This is a genomic window from Serratia sp. CY56464, assembly GCF_052168435.1.
GTDB lineage: Bacteria > Pseudomonadota > Gammaproteobacteria > Enterobacterales > Enterobacteriaceae > Serratia > Serratia marcescens.
Genome location: NZ_JBJNMV010000005.1, coordinates 231,790 through 255,342, shown reverse-complemented (window position 1 = coordinate 255,342; position 23,553 = coordinate 231,790). Strand labels below are relative to the sequence as shown.

The window sequence follows — 23,553 nt, the reverse complement described above, 5'->3', positions numbered from 1 at the left end:
ACCTTCCTGATGTTCGTGGAATACGCCCGCAACGCGGTGCGCATGGCGGCGCTGATGAAGCTGCGCAACGTGTTCGTCTACACCCACGACTCCATCGGTCTGGGCGAAGACGGCCCGACCCACCAGCCGGTGGAGCAGCTGGCGAGCCTGCGCGTGACCCCGAACATGAGCACCTGGCGCCCGTGTGACCAGGTGGAATCGGCGGTGGCGTGGCAGTACGGCATCGAGCGCAACGACGGCCCGACCACCCTGGTGTTCTCGCGCCAGAACCTGACCCAGCAGCCGCGCACCGCAGAGCAGCTGGCGAACGTGTACCGCGGCGGCTACGTGCTGAAAGACTGCGCGGGCACGCCGGACGTCATCCTGATCGCCACCGGCTCTGAAGTGGGCATCACGGTGGAAGCGGCGGACAAGCTGACCGCGGCGGGCCGCAAGGTGCGGGTGGTGTCAATGCCGTCGACCGACGCGTTCGACAAGCAGGATGCGGCGTACCGCGAGTCGGTGCTGCCGGCGGCGGTGACGGCGCGTGTGGCGGTGGAAGCGGGTATCGCGGACTACTGGTACAAGTACGTGGGGCTGAACGGCGCCATCGTGGGCATGACCACCTTCGGTGAGTCGGCGCCGGCGGAGCAGCTGTTCGCCGAGTTCGGCTTCACCGTGGACAACGTGGTGGCGAAGGCGCAGGCGCTGCTGAAGTAAGCGGCCTGGCGCCAGCCGATAAAAAAGCCGGTCATCATGACCGGCTTTTTTTATTCCATCACCCGATGAATCTGCAAATACTGCAGCAGCATGATGGTCTTGCCGTCTTTAATGCGGCCATCGGCAATCATCGCCACCGCGTCGCTGAACGGCAGTTCGATCACTTCGATATCTTCATCTTCAATGCCGCCGCCGGCCGCGCGCCGCTCATCGTCATGGTATTCGGCGATAAAGAAGTGCACGATCTCGGTCACGCCGCCCGGCGACATGTAGGCTTCGAAGATTTTCTTGACCTCGCCCACCTGAAAACCGGTCTCTTCCACCGCTTCGCGGCGCGCGCACTGCTCCGGCGAATCGGCGTCCAGCAGACCGGCGCAGGCCTCAAGCAGCATGCCGCTTTCGTTGCCGTTGACGTAGGTCGGCATGCGGAACTGGTTGGTCAGCACCACCGTGCCCTTGGCGCGGTTGTACAGCAAAATGGTGGCGCCGTTGCCGCGATCGTAAACCTCGCGCATCTGTTGCACCGAACCGCCGTTTTTGCGTTTCAGATCGAACGTGTACTTGTGCAGCACATACCAGTTGTCCGACAACAGCTCTTTCTTCACATTCTCAATTTTCGACGACATGACCCTTTTTCCTTGAGTTGCAACGTGAAAATCATACCGCGATTACGCTGCGCCGCAGCAGACGATTTGCAACAAAAATCACAACGCCTCTCCGGGCAAACCAGGATTAAAAAGACATCGTGGGCAGACGCATAATCTGACAGACGAATCGCATCCGCAAAGACAAATCCTCAGTGGAAACCGGGCGGCGGCTGAACATCGGCGGGCATTTCGCTATTCATTTGATTACACGACGACAATTGTTCCCGTTTTGTTGACAACTTGATACAAATCGCGGTGCAATTTAGTTGCAAAAGTTATAGTTTTGCTTTCGAATGAAACTGGCGCAGCCCTCACCTGAGAGAAAAGGATTCCGTGATTGCTTGTTAAACGTTCCGTGACCGGCAGCCTGGCCAGGGCGCTGTTCGGCATCGTGATACTGTCGGTGCTCGCCACCGGGTTGGCGTTGACGACCGTCGCCGGCAGCCAGAGCGATGCCGAGGCGATCAACATCGCCGGTTCGCTGCGCATGCAAAGCTACCGCCTGGCCTTTGATCTCGATCGACAGAGCCCGGAGCTGGAGCTGCACCTGCAGCAGTATCGGCAATCTTTGCAGGCGCCGGCGCTGCAAAAGCTGGCGCGCTTTTACGTCCCGGCCGAGGTGCGCAACCACTATCTGGCGCTGCAACGAACATGGCAAGCGATGGAGCGGCAGATCCGCGACGGGCAGGCCGCCGCCTACCGGGCGGAGGTCGCCGGCTACGTCAACCGCGTCGATCATTTTGTTTCCGCTCTGCAGCGTTATTCCGAGTTGAAACTCACCCTGGTGGCCGCCGTCAGCGTACTGGGCTACGCCGCCATCATCGGCCTGGTGCTGTTCTGCATCCGCTTTATGCGCCGCCAGGTGGTCACGCCGCTGCAGCACCTGGTCGACGCCAGCCAGCGCGTGCAACAGCGCGACTTTCGCCACCCGCAGCTGGACGTGGCGCTGCCGAACGAGCTCGGCGTGCTGTCGCAAACCTTCAGCGCCATGTCGGACGAGCTGGCCCGGCTCTATCAGTCGCTGGAGCTGAAAGTGCAGGAAAAAACCCAGCGCCTGCAGCAGGCCAACGAAACGCTGGAGGTGCTGTATCGCTGTTCACAGGCGCTGAGCGTGCGCCAGATCGATCAGCAGGCATTCGAGAATGTGCTGCGCATCGTGCGCCAAAGCGAACGACTGCGCTGCATCCGGTTGAACGTGGCGGACGATCATGGCCAGTGGCAACTGAACGAAGGAGAGCCGGCGCCGGCGCAAACCTGGAGCGCGCTGCCGATCACCCAAGGCGATAAACTGTTGGGTGAATTGCGATGGCAGCCCGAAGCGCAGCCGCCGCATCCTCACCTGATGCAGAGCCTGGCCAACATGCTGGGGCGCGGCGTCTACTTCAACCGGGCGCAAAAGCAGCACCAATATCTGCTGTTGATGGAAGAGCGTGGGACCATCGCCCGCGAGCTGCACGATTCGCTGGCGCAGACGCTGTCGTTCCTGCGCATCCAGTTGACGCTGCTCCGGCGCGCCGCCGACGATCCGGCGGCGCAGACGATTATCGACGATTTCGATCGCACGCTGGCCGATGCCTATCGCCAGCTGAGAGAATTGCTGGCCACCTTCCGCCTCAACATTCAGGAGGCGGATCTGAATGCCGCGCTGGAGCAACTGTTGCAGCCATTAAAGGCGCTAACCCCCGCGCGGATTCAGTTACACTGTCGGCTGCCCTCGCAGGCGCTCAACGCCCAGCAGCAGGTGCACGCGCTGCAGATCGTGCGCGAGGCGGTGCTCAATGCCGTCAAGCACGCAGGAGCGAGCGAGATCGCGGTGTGTTGCGAGGTCAACGCCGCAGGCGACAACGTATTCAGCATTACCGACGACGGTTGCGGCATCGCCAGTCTGGAAGAACCGGAAGGGCATTACGGCTTGACCATCATGAGCGAACGCGCGGCGCGACTGGGAGGAACGCTGCGCATCCGGCGCAGAAGCCGCGGCGGCACGGCGGTCTGCCTGACATTCTCGCCCTGACCTTGCGGCTGTTCACTCTGCGTTACGGTTGCCGCCGGGCAGAAGGCCGCCCGGAGAGGTTTGCGGTGCAGAATGCCGCTATTTTTGAAGAGACAGTCCCACTGTGAAGCACGCCTCCGGGCGCGTTTGAGTGGCTTTACTTGCTACAGGGAGCATTTTTCATGGTGATGAAGCAATACCGAGTCATGATCGTTGACGATCATCCGTTGATGCGGCGCGGCATCAAACAACTGCTGGGACTGGATGCGCGATTTGGCGTGGTGGCGGAGGCCGGCAACGGCAGCGAGGCGGTTGCGCTGGCGCTGCAGCACGCGCCCGACGTGATCTTGTTGGATCTGAACATGAAGGGCATGTCCGGGCTGGATACGCTGCGGGCTCTGCGCGACGAAGGCGTAGACGCGCGCATCATCGTGCTGACGGTCTCCGACGCGCGCAGCGATCTGTATGCGCTGATCGACGCCGGCGCCGACGGCTATCTGCTGAAAGACAGTGAACCGGAGCAGCTGCTGGAACACATCAGCGCCGCCGCCGAGGGGCAAAACGTGATCAGCGACGCCATGGCCGACTATTTGCTGGCGCGCAGCGAGCAGCGCGATCCCTTCACCGCCTTGACCGAACGCGAACTGGACGTCTTGCAAGAGGTGGCGCGCGGCCTGTCCAACAAACAGGTGGCGGCGCAGTTGCATATCTCTGAAGAAACCGTGAAGGTGCACATCCGCAACATACTGCGCAAGCTGGACGTGCGTTCTCGCGTGGCGGCGACGGTGATGTACCTGGAGTACAAAAGCCACTGATCGCCCCGCCCCGGCCAATACGCCGGGGCCGCCTACTCGATGGCGCCGAGCAGCGCCTGATGATGCTGATGCACCCAGCTCTTGTTGAACGGCCCCCAGCTTTCCAACTGATAAAAACCGTCGTTGTTGCGCACGCCCTGCTGCACGAACTGCAGCTCGACGCCCATGCCGGGCAGCGCCTTCAGCACATCCTGCAACGTGCGGCGCGGCCAACCGGTCAGCGCCATCAACCGCGGCACATTGGGCCGTTCACTGTGGCTGATCAGCCAGCATAAATAAAGCCGACGGGCAAATACCGGGTTAATTCCCATGCCAAGCTCCTGCTGTAAGGTGAATCCAGTTTTTACTTTCGGTTGCCTGCGGCGAAGAGATGCGCAAGGCCTTTGATAGTAATAAAAATGTCTTAATAGCGTCCAATTATCGGCGTCGGTGCATCCGCGCCGTTTTCCGCTACCGTTATTTACACTATCTCCTTTTTTTCTCCACGCTTTCCTCGACTATCCCGAGTAAAGTGCAATAGCGCCGGAATCCTTCCCTGCCGCTGAAATGCATATTTCCGATGCGTTTTAAAGATAGAACAAGTCATAACGAGGTTCGCGCTGCATGGCCAATTTTTTTATTGATCGCCCGATTTTCGCCTGGGTGCTGGCAATTATTCTTTGCCTGACCGGGGCATTGGCGATTTTTTCTTTACCGGTAGAACAATACCCGAATTTGGCGCCGCCGAACGTGCGCATCAGCGCAACTTACCCAGGCGCTTCGGCGCAAACGCTGGAAAACACCGTCACCCAAATCATTGAGCAAAATATGACCGGCCTCGACAACATGATGTATATGTCGTCGCAGAGCACCAATACCGGCCAGGCGACCGTCACGCTGACATTCGAAGCCGGCACCGATCCCAACGAGGCGATGCAGCAGGTGCAAAACCAGCTGCAGGCGGCGATCAAACGTTTGCCGCAGGCGGTGCAGAATCAGGGGGTCACGGTCTCGAAATCCGGCGACACCACGCTGATGATGGTGGCGTTCGTCTCCACCGACAACAGCATGGACAAGCAGGACATCGCCGATTACATCGTCTCCAACCTGCAGGATCCGCTCAGCCGCATCAACGGCGTCGGCAGCATGGACGTGTATGGCTCGCAATACGCCATGCGCATCTGGCTCGATCCCAACAAGCTCAACAGCTACCAGCTCACGACCCAGGACGTGGTCAAGGCCATTCAATCCCAGAACGCCCAGGTGGCGGTCGGCCAGTTGGGCGGCACGCCATCGGTCGATAAACAGGCGTTGAACGCCACCATCAACGCCCAGTCGCAGCTCCAGACGCCGGAACAGTTCCGCCAGATCACCTTGCGGGTCAATCAGGACGGCTCGCTGGTGACGCTGGGCAACGTCGCCACCGTCGAACTGGGCGGCGAGAACTACAACTACCTCAGCCGCTACAACGGCATGCAGGCCGCGGGCATGAACATCAAGCTGGCCTCCGGCGCCAACGAACTGCAAACCGACCAGTTGGTGAAGGACAAGATCGCCGAGCTGTCGCAATACTTCCCGCACGGGCTGGAGGCCAAAGTGGCCTATGAAACCACCCCGTTCGTCAAAGCCTCGATCAAGGACGTGGTGAAAACGCTGCTGGAAGCCATCCTGCTGGTGTTCCTGGTGATGTATCTGTTCCTGCAGAACTTCCGCGCCACGCTGATCCCCACCATCGCCGTGCCGGTGGTGCTGATGGGCACCTTCGCCATCCTTTCCGCCTGCGGCTTCAGCATCAACACCCTCACCATGTTCGCCATGGTGCTGGCGATCGGCCTGCTGGTGGACGACGCCATCGTGGTGGTGGAGAACGTCGAACGCGTGATGAGCGAGGAAGGCCTGCCGCCGCGTGAAGCCACGCGCAAATCCATGGGGCAGATCCAGAGCGCGCTGGTCGGCATCGCCCTGGTGCTGTCGGCGGTGTTCGTGCCGATGGCGTTCTTCGGCGGCACCACCGGCGCCATCTATCGCCAGTTCTCCATCACCATCGTCTCCGCCATGGTGCTGTCGGTGCTGGTGGCGATGATCCTGACCCCGGCCCTGTGCGCCACGCTGCTCAAACCGATCGCCAAAGGGCACCATCACGGCAAGCGCGGCTTCTTCGGCTGGTTCAACCGCATGTTCAACCGCAACGCCGAACGCTATGAGCGCGGTGTGGGGCGCATTCTGCACGCCAGCGGCCGCTACATGGTGATTTATCTGCTGTTGCTCGGCGGCATGGCGCTGCTGTTCATCAAGCTGCCGACCTCGTTCCTGCCGCAGGAAGACCGCGGCATCTTCACCGTGCAGGTGCAACTGCCGGCGGGCTCGACCCTGCAGCAAACCTCCAAAGTGGTGGAAAAGGTCGAGCGGTACTTCCTCACCGAAGAGAAACAGGACGTATTGTCGGTGTTCGCCATCATCGGCTCCGGGCCCGGCGGCAACGGCCAAAACGTGGCACGCCTGTTCGTGCGGCTGAAAGACTGGGACCTGCGCACCTCGGGCGCCAACAGCTCGTTCGACATCATCGATCGCGCCACGCTGGCATTCAACAAGATTAACGAAGCCCGGGTGATCGCCAGCAGCCCGCCGGCGATCACCGGTCTCGGCAACTCCTCCGGCTTCGACATGGAGTTGGAAGACCACGCCGGGCTCGGCCACGCCAAACTGATGGCGGCGCGCGATCAATTGCTGCAGCTGGCCGGGCAAAATCCGCTGCTGTCGCGCGTGCGCCACAACGGCCTGGACGACAGCCCGCAGCTGCAAATCGATATCGATCAGCGCAAGGCTCAGGCGCTGGGCGTATCGATCGACGACATCAACAATACCCTCTCCACCGCCTGGGGCTCGACCTACGTCAACGACTTCGTCGACCGCGGGCGGGTGAAAAAAGTCTACGTGCAGGCCGCGGCGCCGTTCCGCATGCTGCCGGATGACATCAATAAATGGTATGTGCGCAACAGCGCGGGCGGCATGGTGCCGTTCTCGGCCTTCGCCACCTCGCACTGGGAGTACGGCTCGCCGCGGCTGGAGCGCTATAACGGCAGCTCGGCGCTGGAGATCGTCGGCGAGGCGGCCAACGGCGTCAGCACCGGCACCGCCATGGCGGAAATGGAAAAACTGGTCAGCCAACTGCCGACCGGTTTCGGGCTGGAATGGACGGCGATGTCCTATCAGGAACGGCTGTCCGGCTCGCAGGCGCCGGCGCTGTACGCCATTTCGCTGCTGGTGGTGTTCCTGTGCCTGGCGGCGCTGTACGAGAGCTGGTCGATACCGTTCTCGGTGATGCTGGTGGTGCCGCTGGGGGTGATCGGCGCGGTCGCCGCCACCTGGCTGCGCGGTCTGGAGAACGACGTCTATTTCCAGGTTGGCCTGTTGACCATCATTGGGCTGTCGGCGAAAAACGCCATTCTGATCGTCGAGTTCGCCAATGAGCTGAACCATAAAGGCCAAGATCTGATGTCGGCGACGCTCGACGCGTCCCGCATGCGCCTGCGGCCGATCCTGATGACCTCGCTGGCGTTCATCTTCGGCGTGCTGCCGATGGCCACCAGCAGCGGCGCCGGTTCCGGCAGCCAGCATGCGGTCGGCACCGGGGTGATGGGCGGCATGATCTCCGCCACCCTGCTGGCGATTTTCTTCGTGCCGCTGTTCTTCGTGCTGGTACGGCGCCGCTTCCCGGGTAAAGCGCATCCGGCAGGCAATACGCCGGCCAGCGGGGACTGATCCGCGGGATATAAAAAAAGCAGCGTCGGGTTACCGATGCTGCTTTATTTCGAACGAAAATCTCGTTCCCAAGGCGTTTCAGTGACGTTCCAATGACTCAACCTTGCCATCTGCTTCAACGCTGTGTCAGTTGCCCAACATCTCATCAATGAAGTCTTTCCAGTTTCCTAATTCACGATCAACCATAATACTTTACAACCTCAATTATTTGACGAAGCGGATTCTACGCCTGTTTTTTGACCATGTGAAGGGAAACGGGAACGATGCCGGGCCCGGAAACCGGGCTTAGCGCACATTTTCGTATTTATCTGATCAATGTTTAGTGCCGCTATTCCCTTGTGATATCAATTTCTCCGCGGTAGCGTGTAAAAGGTATAAAAATACGCCAATGGAGCGTCGATCATGTCCAGCTCTTTGTCTCTCTCGCAGTTGAAAACGCAGGGCCGCTATCAGGAGGCGACCGCGCTGGCGCTAAGGCAGCTGACGGCAGAGCCGGAAGCGGCGATGTTGCACTTTCAGCTGGCCTGCCTGTATGACGTACAGGGCCTGGAGCAACAGGCCATTCCCTGCTACCTCGCGGCGTTGGCTCGCGATTTGCCGCCCGCCCAGCGCCGCGAGGCCTGGCTGGGTCTCGGCAGCACCTACCGCGCCCTGGGAGAATATTCGGCGTCGCTACGGGCTTTCGACGACGGCCTGGCCGAGTTCCCGCAGGCCAACGAGCTGATGCTGTTTCGCGCCATGGCGCTGTACAACCTGGGTGAAAATAAACGGGCCGTGACCGATCTGTTGCTGCTGCTGGCGGACACCTCGTCAGACCCCGACATCCGCGGTTATCAACGCGCCATTCGGCACTATGCCGCCGATCTCAGTCTTATCGGTTAGAGGAAAACGATGGAAATTATCACCGATCCGAGCCGCCGCGCCATCGACTGGCAGCGGCTGTGTGAATTGCTGGAGGCCGCCGGGCTGGGCAAGCGCGATCCGCACACCTTGCGGCGCGTTTACCAACACAGCCAGTTTTGCTATTGGGGTTTTATCGGCGACGAGTTGATCGCCACTGCACATGCCATCAGCGATCTGACATCGGTCGCCTACCTGGCGGACGTGGCGATCGATCCGCGCTTTCAGGGACAAGGGCTGGGGCGCAGGTTGATGGATCGGGTGATGCAAGATCTGGCGCCGCTCGGCAAGATTTTCATCTATTCGGTGCCGGAAAAGCTGGCCTTCTATAAAAAGTACGGCTTTCACGATTTGACCACCGGCATGGTGTATGCGGACGGCGCTGCGCTGCAGCGCCTGCAACAAGGAGGCTACGTGCGTTAAACGCGCATCACAAGGTTTTGCTCATAAAGATACGGCGAGTTCCCGGCGGCAAGCAAGGCACTTCACCCATACGCTGCCAGCCATGCCGTTGATAAAAATCCGGCGCCTGAAAGCTTATGGTGTACAACACGGCGGAAAGGCAACCGCGCCGGCGGCCTTCCTGCTCGAAACGGCGCAACAGTTCGCTGCCCAACCCCGCGCCGCGCAGCGCTTCCGGCAGATAAAAGAGCTCGAGAAACAGCAGCCCTAACGATGAGCGTCCGGTAATCCCCCCCAGAACTTCCCCACTGTCGGGATCTCTTACCACCACCGCCAGCGGCAGACGATCGCCGTAGCCGATATGTTGATCATTAAAACGATCCAATCCCTCCGCGATACAGGACGTTATTTCCTGCGTTACCCGCTCGGAAATTTCGATATGACATTTTTTCACGTCGGCTCTCCGTATCAATCATCCACGTTCACACTCTGATTACAGCTTAAAACATCGCAGTTTCTTTGTTTAGAATTATCTTTCTCTCAATTTCAACGTTAATATTTTCATGACTTCAGCGCCGACTTTAGTGACGTTCAAAATAAGGCCACCCATCGTGACAGAACCAAGAAAAATCTTAATTATTAATCCGTTAAGCTAAAACAACCACCACTAGATGATCGTCAAAACCGATCGTTTATCCAATTTTGATAGTCTTAATCTATGTTAATTCCTTTTAATTACCGCGGTATTAATAGAAGATGTCTATTCTATTAACCTTACCTTGCTTAAAAATTCGGTTGAAAAAAAGATTTACTCTTTATAAATCATGCTAGTATATAACCTTCCCTTCAAAGCTGGCGCCCAGATAACGCTCATTCGTTTGCGACGCAAGAAAAGTTCAACATGAAATTATTTAGATTATTTCTTTTTTTATGTTTTAAGATAGCCATCCTCACCGGGAAATAAAAAGTAAAGGATTATAATAAAATGGAAATTGATATTTTCAGCGAGTGCGCCTATACCACCGTCGGCATCCGACAACTCATTAACCAAACCTGGGCGGAAAAACGCGCGCCGGCCGGCTTTAGCCGCAAAAGGGTCTGCTTTATCGATGTCACCATTGCCAACTTTGAAGCGTGTTACCGCGATGAATATGCCAACCCCAATACCTACAAAATAATCATTATCACCGACTGCCTGCATGAGATGGTGATTGTCGACAATAAGACCATTATATTATCAAACCTTATATCATTGAGCCGTTTCAGCCACCTGATCGGCGACTTATATAAGCGTTACAGTCACTATACCGAGCCGCCGCAACTCTCTCAGCGCGAATCGCATTTTCTCTCGGAGTGGTCGACGGGAAAATCGCTGGCCGACATCAGCAATGCCATGAATATCAGAAATAAAACCGCCAATCATTACAAATCACAAATCATGAAAAAACTCGGCGCCAGCAGGATAAAACCGCTGTTGCATATTACCCGCGTGCGTTGCTTGACCGAGCGTTTAAACATAAGAATCAATAAAGAATAGTTCTCCCTCCCCGCTCCGCATTGGCGGCAGAACGCGTTCGCCGGCGTCTTTTAAGCGCACCGCCGGCGAAGGTCGCCGTTTCATCAGTTTGCCAACCTCTCACCCTGGCGCCCAATCGTGTCTCGCGCGCATCGTTGTCTGGATCTCGCCGCCGCTTTACTGGCATTATCTCTGCTATCGCCGGGCGGCGAGAAGGCCTAAGACCGCGCCCGCCGCTCAGTATCGACTCGACGAGACAGGTAGCTTTACGCCATGGCAAACAAACCGCAACAAACAACGCTGACGATGTACGGCATCAAAAACTGCGACACCATCAAAAAAGCCCGCCGCTGGCTGGAAGATCGGGGCGTGGCCTATCATTTTCACGACTACCGCGCCGACGGCCTGACCGAACAGCAACTGCGCGGTTTCGTCGCGCAACTGGGTTGGGAGCCGCTGCTCAATACCCGCGGCACCACCTGGCGCAAGCTGGATGAAGCGCAGCGCAACGCCTGTGATAATGCCGACGCCGCCATCGCGCTGATGCTGGCGCAGCCGGCGATCATTAAACGTCCGCTGCTGGACGACGGCAATGGCCACGCCCTGCTCGGTTTTAACGCCGACGCTTACCAACAATTTATCGCCGAGGTTGCCGTATGACTTGCCCGGTTATCGAACTGGCCCAGCAGTTGATCAAGCGCCCTTCCCTCAGCCCGAATGACGAAGGCTGCCAGCAGCTGATGATCGACCGTCTGCAGGCGATCGGCTTCACCGTCGAAGCAATGGACTTCGAAGACACCCAAAACTTCTGGGCCTGGCGCGGCGAAGGGCAAACCCTGGCGTTTGCCGGGCACACCGACGTGGTGCCGACCGGCGATGAAACACGCTGGGAAAACCCGCCGTTTGAACCGGCGATCCGCGACGGCATGCTGTATGGCCGTGGCGCGGCGGACATGAAAGGCTCATTGGCCGCGATGGTGGTGGCCGCGGAGCGCTTTGTCGCCGCCAACCCGAATCACCGGGGCCGCCTGGCATTTCTGATCACTTCAGATGAAGAAGCCAGCGCCACTCACGGCACGGTTAAAGTGGTCGAAGCGCTGATGGCGCGCAACGAGCGGCTGGATTACTGCCTGGTCGGCGAGCCGTCCAGCACCGAACGCGTCGGCGACGTGGTGAAAAACGGCCGTCGCGGCTCCATCACCGCCAACCTGCATATCCACGGCGTACAGGGGCACGTCGCCTATCCGCATTTGGCGGACAACCCAGTGCACCGCGCCATGCCGGCGCTGAATGAACTGGTAGCGATCGAATGGGATCGCGGCAACGAGTTCTTCCCGCCGACCAGCATGCAGATCGCCAACGTGCAGGCCGGCACCGGCAGCAACAACGTGATCCCGGGCGATCTCTACGTGCAGTTCAACTTCCGGTTCAGCACCGAACTGACTGACGCGATGATCAAGCAGCGCGTGGAAGAGCTGCTGGAACGCCATCAGTTGAATTACAGCATCGAATGGCGGCTGTCCGGTCAACCGTTCCTCACCTCGCGCGGCGCGCTGGTGGATGCGGTGGTCAACGCCGTCGAGCACTATTCTGAATTGACGCCGCAGCTGCTGACCACCGGCGGCACCTCCGACGGCCGCTTCATCGCGCAGATGGGCGCGCAGGTGGTGGAACTGGGGCCGGTTAACGCCACCATCCACAAGGTCAACGAATGTGTCAACGCCGCGGATCTGCAGCTGCTGAGCCGCATGTATCAACGCATCATGGAGCAATTGGTCGCATGATCAACGCAGAGATGCTCACCGGCCGCTCAACCGAACACCTGGCGCCGCTGAGCGGCAACCACCGCCTGCAGCCGCAGGCGGTCAACGCCTTCCTGGCGATGCAGCAGGCGGCGCGTGAGGCGGGATTCGATCTCCAGCCCGCCAGTACCTTCCGCGATTTCGACCGTCAGTTGGCGATTTGGAATGGCAAATTCTGCGGCCAGCGGCCAGTATTAGATAAGGACAGCCAACCGATCGACGTCGCGCCGCTGTCCGCCGCCGAGCGCTGTGAGGCGATCCTGCGCTGGTCAGCCTTGCCTGGCGCCAGCCGCCATCACTGGGGCAGCGATTTGGACGTGTACGATCCGTCGCTGTTGCCGGAAGGGCAAAAGCTGCAGCTGGAGCCGTGGGAATATGAAGAAGGCGGGTACTTTGCGCCACTCAACCAGTGGCTGACGGCGCATATGGCCGAGTTCGGTTTCTATCGCCCCTTTACCGAAGACAGCGGCGGCGTGGCGGTGGAGCCGTGGCATCTGAGCTACCGGCCGCTGGCGCAAGAGGCCGAACATTTGCTGACCCCGGCGCTGTTGCTGGCGGCCTGGCATGATAAGGAGGTCGCCGGTGCCGAATGGCTCGAACGCCATCTGCCCTCGATTTTTTCGCGTTTTATACGCAGTGAAGGAAAGGAGTAGCTATGCAATGGTTAGCTGATTACTGGTGGATTATCCTGCTGGTTCTGGTGGGGATGGTCGTCAGCGGCATCAAGGAACTGCGCCGCGTCGACGTGAAAAGCTATCTGGCCAACAAGCCGGAGATACCGCCGCACCGCGACAACAACGCCCAGTGGGATGACGAAGACGACTGGCCGAAAAAGAAATGACATCAGGGCGCTCATCGGCGCCCTGAGTTTTCAGCGAAAGGCGATCAGCTCGCCGCGCTTGCCGGACAATGCCTCGTCCCAGTAGCGCTGCGGCACGTAATAATGCAGCCTTTCCAGCGCGGCGTTCATCATGCCCTGGTTGATTGCGTGCCCGACGTTTTCCTCCACGTCCAGCGTGAAATCGGCGCCGCCGGCCCGTAACGCTTCCGCCGCCGCATGAGCGTGCTGCACCGCGATCACCGCGTCCTCTTCACCGTGGATCAAATGCACCACGCTGTCGCCGAAAGCCTGCTCAGGCAACTGGGCGAAACGCCCGCTGAACGCGACCACGCGCCCGGCCAGTCGGGTTTCCGCTTTTAACGCTTCCAGCGCCATGATCGCCCCCTGCGAGAACCCCACCAGCGCCGTGCCGGCATAGCCTACGCCGCTCAACTGCTGCCAATGGCGCACCACCGCCACAAACTGCGGCATCACGGCTGCGATGCGGGCCGCGCGGTTCTCTTCGGTCACGTCCTGCACCGAAAACCACTGGCGCCCGGCGCCGTTGCCAAACGCTTCGGGGCCACCGATGCTCACCACCTGGGCCTGAGGAAACTCTTTGGCGAAGTAACTGCCGATCTCCCCCATCGCCACCGGGTTGTCGCCGACACCGTGAAACAGCAAGATCAGCTGCGCCGCCGGGGTCGCCGGGCTTTGGACAACGAAATGCTCATGTTTCATCGATGACTCCTTAGTTGTAACCAGACCTGGTGCGGCGACAGTCGCCGCCGCACCGCTGACAGTGACTATACGCCGTTGAGAAATCGGGAAAATCGGGTTTTATTGAGCGAGTTATTCAATTTATTGCAACGACTGCGCCCAGTCGCGCCAGTAGCGGCAGTGCTGCGCATTCAGCTGTTCCAGCGCCTGCGCCGTTTCGTGCCGCCAGTAGCGCAGCAAGGCTTTCTGGCCGCTTACGCCCGCCTGCTCCACGCAGGCCGCCGGGGATTGCCGCCGCTGCAGATGGCCGCGCAGCGCGGACAGCGGCAGACTGCTGGCCAACAGCAAACGCTGCAATGCCCCCAGGCTGGCCTCCAGCGGCCGATGGGCGAAAGCGAACCCGGCCAGCTCGCGCCAGTCCTCTTCGCCGAGCGACGTATCGCCGTCGTCGCCCGGGATCGCCAGCGTAAGCTCGATACGCTGCCGCAGCCAGGGCCAGTCACGCGCCAGGTGCTTGTGCGCCGCATGCCGCAGCGCCTCCCCTTGCTCGCTCAGGGGCAAGATAGCCATCGCGGTATAGCAGCCGCTGCTGGCCTCCGGCTTGCTGCCGATGCGCACCAGCTCGAAACCGCAGGATTGCCAAAAGCGCCACAGCGGCTCGGTATAGCCGAAGCTGACCGACAGGAAGTCCAGACCCTGCGCCTGGCAGCGTTGCCGCTCGACCAGCTGACGCGCGATACCCTGCCGCCGCAGCGTCGGCAGCGTCGCGATGCGGGTAATGCGCCGTGACCGCAGCGTCGGCGCCCACCACTGGCCGCCATGCGCCGCCAGCGACTGCGCCACCAGGTTGCCGCGCGGCCGGCGGCGGCCGGCCCACACGTCGTGCGCCAACTCGGCGCTCAAGCCGCCTTCTTCCGCCAGCCACACGGCGCCGACCACTTCCTGTCCGGCCTGCGCCAGCCCGAAATGCATGCCTGGCGCATCCATCAGCCGGCGTAAGTCCAGCGGCGAGGTGCGGTAATGCGCGCTGCTCAGCAGAGCATAGAAACGCGCCAGCCGCTGCGGATCGGCGCACAGTTCACGCTGCTCCGCCTGGCTGTAATCGATCGCCTGGCCGTCCGCCGGCCAGGCGGGCAGCTCGTTGAACAACAGCGCATTGTCCGTTATCCGTTCCAGCGCATCCCCCTGCGCCCAGCGCATCGGCTGTTGCAGGCTCAACGCCTGATAGGACGGCAGCCCGGCGCAAAACTTCAGCAGAAAACCGCGGCCGGTGCCTTCATAGCCCTGCACCGTGGTGGTCAATAGCACACGAGGAAAATAACCGATCAACTGCTGCAACAGCGGCGCGGGGATCGCCGCCGCCTCATCCACCAGCAGCCAGCCCACCTCACTGACGTCGCCTTCCCGGCACTGCGCCAGCAAGGCATCGGGCGCCCAAAACTGCGCGCGCCCCTGCGCCCATTCCCCGGCCACCTCAGTGGCGGCGCGGCTCGGCCCGGTGATCCAGCAGGTCAGCGGCGACTGCGCCACCAGCATGCCGGCCAGCGTCGATTTGCCGCGGCCACGGGCGGCGGTCAGCACCCACACGCCGGACTCGGCCTGCAGCAGCGCCGTCAAGATCGCCTGTTGTTCCTCGGTCGGGCGGCCATCCGGCGGCTGCCACCCCTCACGCGCCGGCAGCGCGGCCAGCGTCAGGGGCTCATCCTGCCGCCAGACCGTCACTTCGCTGTCATCGGCCAGATGCTGCTGCAGATGATGAATGAAATGCGGCGTGGTGATCGGCTGCGGACAATCGCTCCAGCGCAGACTGTCGCCGTCCGGTAACTGAGGCCATTGCCGCCAGGGCGGCGTCAACAGCAGCAGCCAACTGCCGGCGCGCAATGCGCCGCACAACGCCGCCAACGCCTCCACGTCCAGCGACTGACCGGCGTCGAACACTGCGTGCAGCCGCTCCTGCCCCAGCAATTGGCGCACCGCGCGGCTCGGCAAAGCCGTCAGGCCGGGCGGCGGGTTTTCCCCCACCCACGGCCAGTCGCCCGGCAGCGTCGCCGCCAGCCGCTGCGCCTGTTCGCGGCACCAGTCAGGTTCACCGCTGAGCACCAGCAGGCGCCGGATGCCCTGCCGCCGCATGAGTTGTTGCGCTGCCTGTAACATAAGGCTGTATCTCAATCCGAAAAAAATGCCGGAGTCAGGCTCCGGCACTTGAGGCGTTAACGGGATGCAAAGGTGTTGCAGGTATTGGGATCGCCGCTGTCGAAGCCTTGTTTAAACCAGGTGTAGCGCTGCTGCGAGGTGCCGTGAGTGAAGCTGTCCGGCACAACGCGGCCCTGGCTCTGCTGCTGCAACCGATCGTCGCCAATCGCCTGCGCGGCGTTCAGCGCCGCCTGCAGGTCGCCCTCTTCCAGCATCTGCTGCTTCTCGGCGTATTTACCCCACACGCCGGCGAAGCAGTCCGCCTGCAGCTCCATTTTCACCGACAGGCGGTTCACTTCCGCCTGGCTGGCGCCTTGCTGCATCTGGCGCACCTTCGGCTCGATGCCCAACAGGTTCTGCACGTGGTGGCCGACTTCGTGCGCCACCACATAGGCCTGAGCGAAATCACCGCCGGCGCCCAGTTTGGTCTTCATGTCCTGATAGAAAGACAGATCGATATACACCGTTCTGTCGCCCGGGCAGTAGAACGGCCCCATCGCCGACTGACCGGTGCCGCAGCTGGTGCGCGTCACGCCGCGATACATCACCAGCTTCGGCGGTTGATAGGTTTTGCCCATGCGCTGGAAAATCTCTTTCCAGTTGTCCTCGGTCGAAGCCAGCACCACCGAGGTGAATTTGGCCAGCTCATCGTCTTTCGGACTGATGCTGGCGCTCTGTTGTTGACCCTGCGGCGCGACGTTACCGCCGTTCAACAGCGGCGACAGATCGATGCCGTAATAACCGGCCACCAGCACCACCACCAGAATGACGATGCCGCCCTTGCCGCCCACCGGCACGCGGAAACCGCCGCCGCCGCCGCCCAAACCTGAAGACTGCCCGCGACGATCCTCAACATTGTCACTTTCCCGACGCCCTTGCCAACGCATAAATACACTCCAGATATTTCCCCTGCTCGTTGAAGTTGCGCCGCGATCGTAAGCGCAAAGGCAGCTTCAAGCCTGAGTGGGATAGGTTTTAGTCATCTCGCATCCATCATTATAAATGGTCTGCCGCGGAGGAAATGTAGAAATTTTCTGGAAAAACGCAGAATAGCGGGACGATCCGGCCGGATCGCCCCGAATGGCGGTGCCGACGCTTAGTCGAGTTTCACGCCGATGCGGCGCGCCACTTCTTCGTAGGCTTCGATCAGGCCGCCCAGGCTTTGACGGAAACGGTCTTTGTCCATCTTGTCCAGGGTGTTTTTGTCCCACAGGCGGCTGCCGTCCGGCGAGAACTCATCGCCCAGCACCACTTCGCCGTTGAACAGACCGAACTCCAGTTTGAAGTCGACCAGGATCAGGCCGGCGTCGTCGAACAGCTGGGTCAACACGTCGTTGGCGCGGTAGCTCAGCTCGCGCATGCGTGCCAGATGCTCTTTGCTCACCCAGCCAAAGGTTTCGCAGTAGGATTCGTTCACCATCGGATCGTGCATGGCGTCGTTTTTCAGGAACAGATCGAACAGCGGCGGGTTCAGCACCAGGCCTTCTTCGATGCCCAGACGCTTCACCAGCGAACCGGCGGCGCGGTTGCGGATCACGCACTCCACCGGCACCATGTCCAGCTTCTTCACCAGCACTTCGTTGTCGGACAGCAGACGCTCCATCTGGGTCGGGATGCCGGCTTCTTCCAGTTTGCTCATGATGAAATGGTTAAACTTGTTGTTCACCATGCCTTTGCGATCGAACTGCTCAATGCGCTGACCATCCAGTGCTGACGTATCGTTGCGGAACTCCAACACCAACAGATCGGGATTCTCGGTGGTGTAAACGGTTTTTGCCTTTCCGCGATACAGCTCAGCTAGCTTTTGCATCTTACTTACTCCAGTGATGTATCCCCGTTGTCTCCCGAGCGCGGCCCGAAATTAGGGGGTATAGAATTGACCTAATGAATTCTTTGGCGTGCCGGACACTATTGTGCCAAACCTGCGACGCAAACGATACCGTATAGACAAAACAAAAAGGGGCCGAAGCCCCTTTTTGATTAGTTAACGCTGGTTTTGCTGAAGGCTGACTGGAATGCCGCCACCAGTGCGTCGTTTTTCGACTGGGTGAGCGGTTTGCCTTTCGGATCGATGAATTGCAGGCTGGTGCGGTTGTTGAGATCGCCGACCTGCAGTTTGTAATCGCCTTCCGTCAGTTCAGGATCCTTGACGCCCAACGCATCCCAATCGCTGCTGCTCAGGGACTTGTAGGTCACGGCGACGGTGCCCTGCGGACGGCTGCGGTCACCCACTTTCATCCCCAGTTTTTCGAGCGCCGGCGGCAGGCGATCCCACACTACGGTGTACGGGCCGCGCACCACCAGCATCGGCAGGCCGGTGTCATCGGCGCCGCTCTGCACGTCCAGCGCGCCGAAGCGGCTGGCCGTCTGGCTGCTCGCCAGGTTATCCTGCTTGTCCAGGCCTTCGATCAGGGTGTTGATCATCATGCCGTTGTAGCGCTGGATCTCAGACTGATCGGTCACCTGCTCGGTCTTGCCCTGCTGCTGCAGGCCAACGCTTTTCACCACCAGCGCCTGCTGGTAGCCCTGCTGCTGCACGCTGATCTGATAACGGCCTTCGTACTGGTTGTCTTCGTCCAGACGGTTCCACTTCACCCAGTCGGTGGTCAGGGTCTGACCGGCGTCCTGGCGGGAAGCGATCGCGATGTTCTTCGCCTGCAGCAGGCTGACCACGCGCGACCACAGGTTCTGGTTCTGCGGGCTGTTTTCCAGCAGCAGCGTGCCGCTGTCGCCGGCGTATTGCGCACGCGAACCGCTCAGCAGCGCCAACGGCTGCACCGGCGGACGAATGTCCAGCTGCTTGCCGACGTTGCCTTGCACCGTTGTGGCCGGCACGTCATAGTTGCCGCTCTGCACCGGCAGGATCATGCCGGACGGCGCGTTCAGCGCCTTGAGCGGAGCCGCGTCGAGGTAGGCCTCGTCGCCGCTGACCTGGCGCTTGTAGCGCTGATCGCTGCTGCAGGCTGCCAGCATCATCACCAATGAGATGCCCACTACTTTTGCTACCGTCGACTTTTGCAATGAATAAGCCATCAAATTTCCCTTAGAGTTACAGCAAACCGACGCTTTTCAGCGCGCGCTCCACCACCGGGCGGGCGGCTTCGCTCAACGGCGTCATCGGCAGACGCAGCGTATCGGTTGCCATCAATCCCAACGCCTTACAGGCCCACTTCACCGGAATTGGGTTTGCTTCTACAAATAGATCCTGATGCAATGGCATCAAGCGCTGATTTAAGCGGCGCGCTTCGGCAAATTTGCCCTGCGCCGCCAGCGCGCAAAGTTCCGCCATCTCGCGCGCGGCCACGTTGGCCGTCACGGAAATCACCCCTTTGCCGCCCAGTTGCATGAAGTCCAGCCCGCTGGCGTCGTCGCCGCTCAGCAAAATGAAATCTTCATCGTCAACCAGCACTTGGATCTGACTAACGCGACTTAAGTTCCCCGTCGCTTCTTTTACAGCAACAATATTCTTGATTTTCGCCAGCCGAGCGATGGTCGGCGGCAGCATGTCGCAGCCGGTGCGCGAAGGCACGTTATACAGGATCTGCGGCAGTTCGGTGCTCTCGGCGATCGCCTTGAAGTGCTGATACAGCCCTTCCTGCGTCGGCTTATTGTAGTACGGCGTCACCGTCAGGCAGCCCACCACGCCGGTGTTGGCGAAGCGGGTGGTGAGCGCGATGGCTTCGGCGGTGGCGTTGGCGCCGGTGCCGGCGATCACCGGAATGCGGCCGTCGGCCAACTCCAGCGTCTGCAGCACCACGTCAACGTGCTCGTCATGGGCAAGCGTTGCGGACTCGCCGGTGGTCCCTACGGAAACGATCGCCGCGGTGCCACTGGCTACATGATAATCGATCAATTTTTTCAGGCTCGCGCGATCGACAGCACCTTTGTCGTCCATCGGCGTAACCAGTGCAACAATACTTCCCGTAAACATTGGCCGTCCCCTCCACAAACAAGTCACTCATGGTACTTTTGCTGCCTATCCAAAAGCAAGCGCACAACCGCGTTGTAAGCGCTTGGCAGGCGGTTTTTTTTATGTTTACCATGGTAACCCCATTGAGCACGACAGGAAGCGCTATTTTGCCTCAGTCAGACGAACACTATCTCGTGATTACCGCGCTCGGCGCCGACCGCCCCGGAATCGTCAATACCATCACCCGCCACGTCAGCAGTTGCGGATGCAATATCGAAGATAGCCGTCTGGCCATGCTGGGAGAGGAGTTCACGTTCATCATGCTGCTGTCCGGCAGCTGGAACGCCATCACCCTGATCGAATCCACCCTGCCGCAAAAAGGCGCGGAGCTGGATCTGCTGATCGTGATGAAGCGCACAAACTCGCACGAAAGGCCGCCGATGCCGGCCACGGTGTGGGTGCAGGTGGAAGTGAAGGACTCGCCGCACATCATCGAACGCTTTACCGATTTGTTCGACTCCAGCCAGATGAATATCGCCGAACTGGTCTCGCGCACGCAGCCGGCGGACGGCGACCTGCCGCCGCAGCTGTATATCCAAATCACCGCCCACAGCTCCGGCGATCGGGACGCCTCAAATATTGAGCAAGCCTTCCATCGCCTATGTACAGAATTGAACGCGCAAGGCAGTATTAGCGTGGTGAACTATCCACAGCATGACGAGAAAGATGGAGAGTAGTGATGAGCCCATTGAAAGCCGGTGACACAGCGCCGAAATTTAGTTTGCCTGACCAGGACGGTGAGGAAATTAATTTGGCCGACTTCCAGGGACAGCGAGTATTGGTCTATTTTTATCCGAAGGCGATGACGCCGGGCTGCACCGTGCAAGCCTGCGGCCTGCGGGACAACATGGACGAATTGAAAAAGGTCGGCGTCGAAGTGCTGGGCATCAGCACCGACAAACCGGAAAAACTGTCGCGCTTCGCCGAAAAGGAGCTGCTCAACTTCACGCTGTTGTCTGATGAAGATCATCAGGTGTCACAACAGTTTGGCGTGTGGGGCGAGAAAACCTTCATGGGCAAGACCTACGACGGCATTCACCGCATCAGTTTCCTGATCGATGCCAACGGCAAGATTGAAAAAGTGTTTGATGATTTCAAAACCACCAATCACCACGACATCGTTCTGAACTACCTGCAGCAGTAATTCTCACGAAGCGCAGCGGCCTGCTGCGCTTCGTTTCTTCCCAGTCAGTCGGCCTTGTCTTCCACCTCGACCCGCAGTTCATCCGGCCAGGCATGGATCACCGCCTTCACCAGCGTCGCCAGCGGTATGGCGAAAAACACGCCCCAAAAGCCCCACATCCCGCCGAACACGATCACCGACAGGATAATCACCAGCGGATGCAGGTTGACCGCTTCGGAGAACAAAATGGGCACCAACAGGTTGCCGTCCAGCCCCTGCACCACCAGATAGGCGACGATCAGCGTCCAAAAATCGGCGCCGACGCCCCACTGGAACAGCGCCACCACCACTACCGGTATGGTGACCAGCACCGCGCCGATGTAGGGGATCAACACCGAGAACCCCACCAGCACCGCCAGCAGCAGCGAGTAGCGCATGTCCAGCACGGCGAACACCAGGTAGGTCGCCACGCCGACAATCACCATCTCCAGCACTTTGCCGCGAATGTAGTTGGTGATCTGCTGATTCATCTCGTTCCAGACCTGCCCCGCCAGGCCGCGATTGCGCGGCAGCACGCGGCGCACCGCGTTCAGCAGCTGCTCTTTGTCCTTCAGCAGGAAGAACATCATCATCGGCACCAGGATCAGGTAGATAGCCAACGTCAGCAGGCCGACCAGCGACGCCAGCGAGAATTTCACCACCGATTCGCCCATGCCGGACAACCGGCTGCGCAGGTTTTCCGCCATCATGTCGATGATGCCGGCATCCACCAGCGCCGGATAACGCTTCGGCAGCGTCGCGGCGAAGTTATAGAACTGGTTGAGCATGCCCGGCAGATCGCTCATCAGATTGATGCCCTGCTGCCAGGCGGTCGGCGCGACGACGAACACCAGCAGCATGGCGACGCCCGCGAACACCAGCAGCATGACGCTCGCCGCCCAGGTGCGCGAACAGCCGATGCGCTGCAGGCGCGCGGTCGGCCACTCCAGCAGATACGCCAGCACGATGGCGACCAGCAACGGGGTCAGAATGCCATGCAAAAAATAGAGAATAAGGAACCCGGCAACCAGGATCACCAGCAGCGCGATGGCCTGAGGATCGGTGAAGCGGCGGCGGTACCACTGTAATAACATCTCCAGCATCAGAGCGGGCTCCTTGAGATTTGGCGGGCGGGCATGGCGATTCCTGTGATAGGCCTGATTAAAGCATAGATAGAATGGGCGCACGCGGGATGTGCAAAGCACTCAGAGTACTCAAAGTTCGCCATACATCAACAGCGAACTGGCTGATTTTATCGCGCGGGCAGGCGATCGACGCAAAAATCCGCAGACGCGGCGACTGGCGCGATGAGCGGCCCCGAACGGGGCCGCGGAAGATTACAGCGAAGTAACGATAGAAAGGGGCGAACCGACCGCCAATGCGAACAACAACACACAGCCAATCGCGATCGCCGCCGCCAGATCATTTTTCATTGTCCCGTCCCCTGATGCTTAAACTGGTTATCGTCACGAACTCTGTCGGTTCTACGTTCACGGCCTTTTCTGATGCACGTCATTAAAAACCCCCGCCGCGGCGGGGGAGAAAACGTTCTGGTGCATCAAGTGTTACAAGGAGGTCATGAGGGATTGCCAACCCTAAATGACTATTTCAAGCTAGGATTATTCTCAGAGCATGGCAAGCGATCGCGTCGAGGTTATCCGCACTTTGAGATAAACCTCATAAAAAAATCCCGCACGGCAGCGGGATGAAGGGATGATAACGTCATGAATTTTTTATGCGGACAATGAGGCGGTATTGTCGTCATTTGGCGACAATACCGCGCCGGCACGGTGGTCACAAGGGAAATTTGGCCACGGTGAGGAAATCAGAATTTCGCCAATGCCCGCGCTCGTGCGCCCGTCAGCATCAACGAAAAAATGGGATTTTCGTCAGACAGCCACCGGGCAAAAACCGGTAGCATGGCCGATATAATCCCAAATGCCGTAGGGGGAAAAATGAACAGCAAACCGTGTGAATTTGATGAAGCCATCTGTCTGGCGATCGGGCGTGGCGTTTGCGAAGTCGTAAAGATAGGAGATGAAATCAGCGTCTTCTCCCTGTTGGAAGCTATCGAGTGCTTCATCGAACGGCAGGCGCTCAGCGAAAGCGAAATCGCGGCGGCGGACGACGCGCTGGATTTGATCAGCGGTTTGGTCCGCCGCCAGTGCTGACG

The 23,553-nt window shown here is 59.7% G+C and carries 25 protein-coding genes; 14 read left to right on the top strand and 11 right to left on the bottom strand.

Annotated features, from left to right (window positions below; all coding sequences use genetic code 11):
• On the top strand, positions 1-699 hold a 699-nt coding region (locus tag ACJ8KE_RS20655), incomplete at its 5' end, for a transketolase-like TK C-terminal-containing protein (RefSeq protein WP_283440002.1).
• Positions 700-749: 50 nt separating this feature from the next.
• Here the strand turns inward: ACJ8KE_RS20655 and nudK are convergent.
• On the bottom strand, positions 750-1,325 hold the full coding sequence (gene nudK, locus ACJ8KE_RS20650) for a GDP-mannose pyrophosphatase NudK (protein ID WP_016926753.1): 576 nt from the start codon (positions 1,323-1,325) through the stop codon (positions 750-752).
• Between the two features lie 358 nt (positions 1,326-1,683).
• Between nudK and narQ the strand changes: the two genes are divergently transcribed.
• Positions 1,684-3,360: a nitrate/nitrite two-component system sensor histidine kinase NarQ gene (gene narQ / locus ACJ8KE_RS20645; RefSeq protein WP_016926752.1), complete on the top strand. Its 1,677-nt coding sequence runs from the start codon at positions 1,684-1,686 to the stop codon at positions 3,358-3,360.
• Between the two features lie 161 nt (positions 3,361-3,521).
• Complete coding sequence (locus tag ACJ8KE_RS20640) at positions 3,522-4,154, top strand: response regulator (protein ID WP_004941753.1); 633 nt, start codon at positions 3,522-3,524, stop codon at positions 4,152-4,154.
• Positions 4,155-4,186: 32 nt separating this feature from the next.
• Here the strand turns inward: ACJ8KE_RS20640 and ACJ8KE_RS20635 are convergent, their stop codons facing one another.
• Positions 4,187-4,465: a winged helix-turn-helix domain-containing protein gene (locus ACJ8KE_RS20635; RefSeq protein WP_016926751.1), complete on the bottom strand. Its 279-nt coding sequence runs from the start codon at positions 4,463-4,465 to the stop codon at positions 4,187-4,189.
• 292 nt (positions 4,466-4,757) lie between these two features.
• On the opposite strand from ACJ8KE_RS20635, the gene acrD reads away from it, so the two are divergent.
• Positions 4,758-7,895, top strand: a complete 3,138-nt coding sequence (gene acrD / locus ACJ8KE_RS20630; protein ID WP_016926750.1) for a multidrug efflux RND transporter permease AcrD — start codon at positions 4,758-4,760, stop codon at positions 7,893-7,895.
• Between the two features lie 126 nt (positions 7,896-8,021).
• Here acrD and ypfM read toward each other — a convergent pair whose 3' ends face one another.
• The gene (gene ypfM, locus ACJ8KE_RS20625) at positions 8,022-8,081 is read right to left on the bottom strand and encodes a protein YpfM (RefSeq protein ID WP_100396732.1); all 60 of its coding nucleotides are present in this window, start codon (positions 8,079-8,081) and stop codon (positions 8,022-8,024) included.
• 216 nt (positions 8,082-8,297) lie between these two features.
• Here ypfM and ACJ8KE_RS20620 point away from each other — a divergent pair, with 216 nt between their 5' ends.
• Both ACJ8KE_RS20620 and ACJ8KE_RS20615 read left to right on the top strand, forming a co-directional pair.
• Positions 8,298-8,777 carry a tetratricopeptide repeat protein gene (locus ACJ8KE_RS20620; RefSeq protein ID WP_016926749.1) on the top strand — a complete coding sequence of 160 codons (480 nt, stop codon included), beginning with the start codon at positions 8,298-8,300 and terminating at the stop codon, positions 8,775-8,777.
• 9 nt (positions 8,778-8,786) lie between these two features.
• A complete protein-coding gene (locus ACJ8KE_RS20615; RefSeq protein WP_004941740.1) occupies positions 8,787-9,218 on the top strand; it encodes a GNAT family N-acetyltransferase in 432 nt (143 codons plus the stop codon).
• 7 nt (positions 9,219-9,225) lie between these two features.
• Here ACJ8KE_RS20615 and ACJ8KE_RS20610 read toward each other — a convergent pair whose 3' ends face one another.
• The gene (locus ACJ8KE_RS20610; RefSeq protein ID WP_004941737.1) at positions 9,226-9,651 is read right to left on the bottom strand and encodes a GNAT family N-acetyltransferase; all 426 of its coding nucleotides are present in this window, start codon (positions 9,649-9,651) and stop codon (positions 9,226-9,228) included.
• 531 nt (positions 9,652-10,182) lie between these two features.
• On the opposite strand from ACJ8KE_RS20610, the gene ACJ8KE_RS20605 reads away from it, so the two are divergent.
• From ACJ8KE_RS20605 to ACJ8KE_RS20585, 5 genes are all read left to right on the top strand, one after another.
• Positions 10,183-10,734 (top strand): LuxR C-terminal-related transcriptional regulator, encoded by a 552-nt coding sequence (locus tag ACJ8KE_RS20605; RefSeq protein ID WP_097101565.1) that lies wholly within the window; start codon positions 10,183-10,185, stop codon positions 10,732-10,734.
• Between the two features lie 252 nt (positions 10,735-10,986).
• A complete protein-coding gene (locus tag ACJ8KE_RS20600; RefSeq protein WP_033634178.1) occupies positions 10,987-11,373 on the top strand; it encodes an ArsC family reductase in 387 nt (128 codons plus the stop codon).
• Complete coding sequence (gene dapE, locus ACJ8KE_RS20595) at positions 11,370-12,497, top strand: succinyl-diaminopimelate desuccinylase (protein WP_016926745.1); 1,128 nt, start codon at positions 11,370-11,372, stop codon at positions 12,495-12,497. The genes ACJ8KE_RS20600 and dapE overlap by 4 nt, the downstream gene beginning before the upstream one ends.
• Positions 12,494-13,168, top strand: a complete 675-nt coding sequence (locus ACJ8KE_RS20590; RefSeq protein WP_016926744.1) for a M15 family metallopeptidase — start codon at positions 12,494-12,496, stop codon at positions 13,166-13,168. The genes dapE and ACJ8KE_RS20590 overlap by 4 nt, the downstream gene beginning before the upstream one ends.
• A 2-nt stretch (positions 13,169-13,170) precedes the next feature.
• Complete coding sequence (locus ACJ8KE_RS20585; protein ID WP_004941720.1) at positions 13,171-13,356, top strand: YpfN family protein; 186 nt, start codon at positions 13,171-13,173, stop codon at positions 13,354-13,356.
• Positions 13,357-13,386: 30 nt separating this feature from the next.
• On the opposite strand, the gene ypfH is transcribed toward ACJ8KE_RS20585, so the two are convergent.
• From ypfH to dapA, 6 genes are all read right to left on the bottom strand, one after another.
• Positions 13,387-14,076: an esterase gene (gene ypfH, locus ACJ8KE_RS20580; protein WP_016926743.1), complete on the bottom strand. Its 690-nt coding sequence runs from the start codon at positions 14,074-14,076 to the stop codon at positions 13,387-13,389.
• 120 nt (positions 14,077-14,196) lie between these two features.
• The gene (locus ACJ8KE_RS20575) at positions 14,197-16,209 is read right to left on the bottom strand and encodes a tRNA(Met) cytidine acetyltransferase TmcA (RefSeq protein ID WP_097101563.1); all 2,013 of its coding nucleotides are present in this window, start codon (positions 16,207-16,209) and stop codon (positions 14,197-14,199) included.
• Positions 16,210-16,265: 56 nt separating this feature from the next.
• Complete coding sequence (ypfJ, locus tag ACJ8KE_RS20570) at positions 16,266-17,135, bottom strand: KPN_02809 family neutral zinc metallopeptidase (RefSeq protein ID WP_048325299.1); 870 nt, start codon at positions 17,133-17,135, stop codon at positions 16,266-16,268.
• Between the two features lie 209 nt (positions 17,136-17,344).
• On the bottom strand, positions 17,345-18,058 hold the full coding sequence (gene purC / locus ACJ8KE_RS20565) for a phosphoribosylaminoimidazolesuccinocarboxamide synthase (protein WP_004941708.1): 714 nt from the start codon (positions 18,056-18,058) through the stop codon (positions 17,345-17,347).
• 170 nt (positions 18,059-18,228) lie between these two features.
• On the bottom strand, positions 18,229-19,281 hold the full coding sequence (bamC, locus tag ACJ8KE_RS20560) for an outer membrane protein assembly factor BamC (protein ID WP_015378707.1): 1,053 nt from the start codon (positions 19,279-19,281) through the stop codon (positions 18,229-18,231).
• A gap of 16 nt (positions 19,282-19,297) precedes the next feature.
• Positions 19,298-20,179: a 4-hydroxy-tetrahydrodipicolinate synthase gene (gene dapA / locus ACJ8KE_RS20555; protein WP_004941701.1), complete on the bottom strand. Its 882-nt coding sequence runs from the start codon at positions 20,177-20,179 to the stop codon at positions 19,298-19,300.
• A gap of 110 nt (positions 20,180-20,289) precedes the next feature.
• On the opposite strand from dapA, the gene ACJ8KE_RS20550 reads away from it, so the two are divergent.
• Both ACJ8KE_RS20550 and bcp read left to right on the top strand, forming a co-directional pair.
• On the top strand, positions 20,290-20,895 hold the full coding sequence (locus ACJ8KE_RS20550; protein ID WP_369783268.1) for a glycine cleavage system transcriptional repressor: 606 nt from the start codon (positions 20,290-20,292) through the stop codon (positions 20,893-20,895).
• A 2-nt stretch (positions 20,896-20,897) separates the two neighbouring features.
• The gene (bcp, locus tag ACJ8KE_RS20545; RefSeq protein ID WP_015378709.1) at positions 20,898-21,362 is read left to right on the top strand and encodes a thioredoxin-dependent thiol peroxidase; all 465 of its coding nucleotides are present in this window, start codon (positions 20,898-20,900) and stop codon (positions 21,360-21,362) included.
• Between the two features lie 44 nt (positions 21,363-21,406).
• Here bcp and ACJ8KE_RS20540 read toward each other — a convergent pair whose 3' ends face one another.
• Positions 21,407-22,483 (bottom strand): AI-2E family transporter, encoded by a 1,077-nt coding sequence (locus ACJ8KE_RS20540; RefSeq protein WP_016926738.1) that lies wholly within the window; start codon positions 22,481-22,483, stop codon positions 21,407-21,409.
• Between the two features lie 852 nt (positions 22,484-23,335).
• Between ACJ8KE_RS20540 and ACJ8KE_RS20535 the strand changes: the two genes are divergently transcribed.
• Positions 23,336-23,551 (top strand): hypothetical protein, encoded by a 216-nt coding sequence (locus tag ACJ8KE_RS20535; RefSeq protein WP_016926736.1) that lies wholly within the window; start codon positions 23,336-23,338, stop codon positions 23,549-23,551.
• Positions 23,552-23,553: the final 2 nt, after the last annotated feature.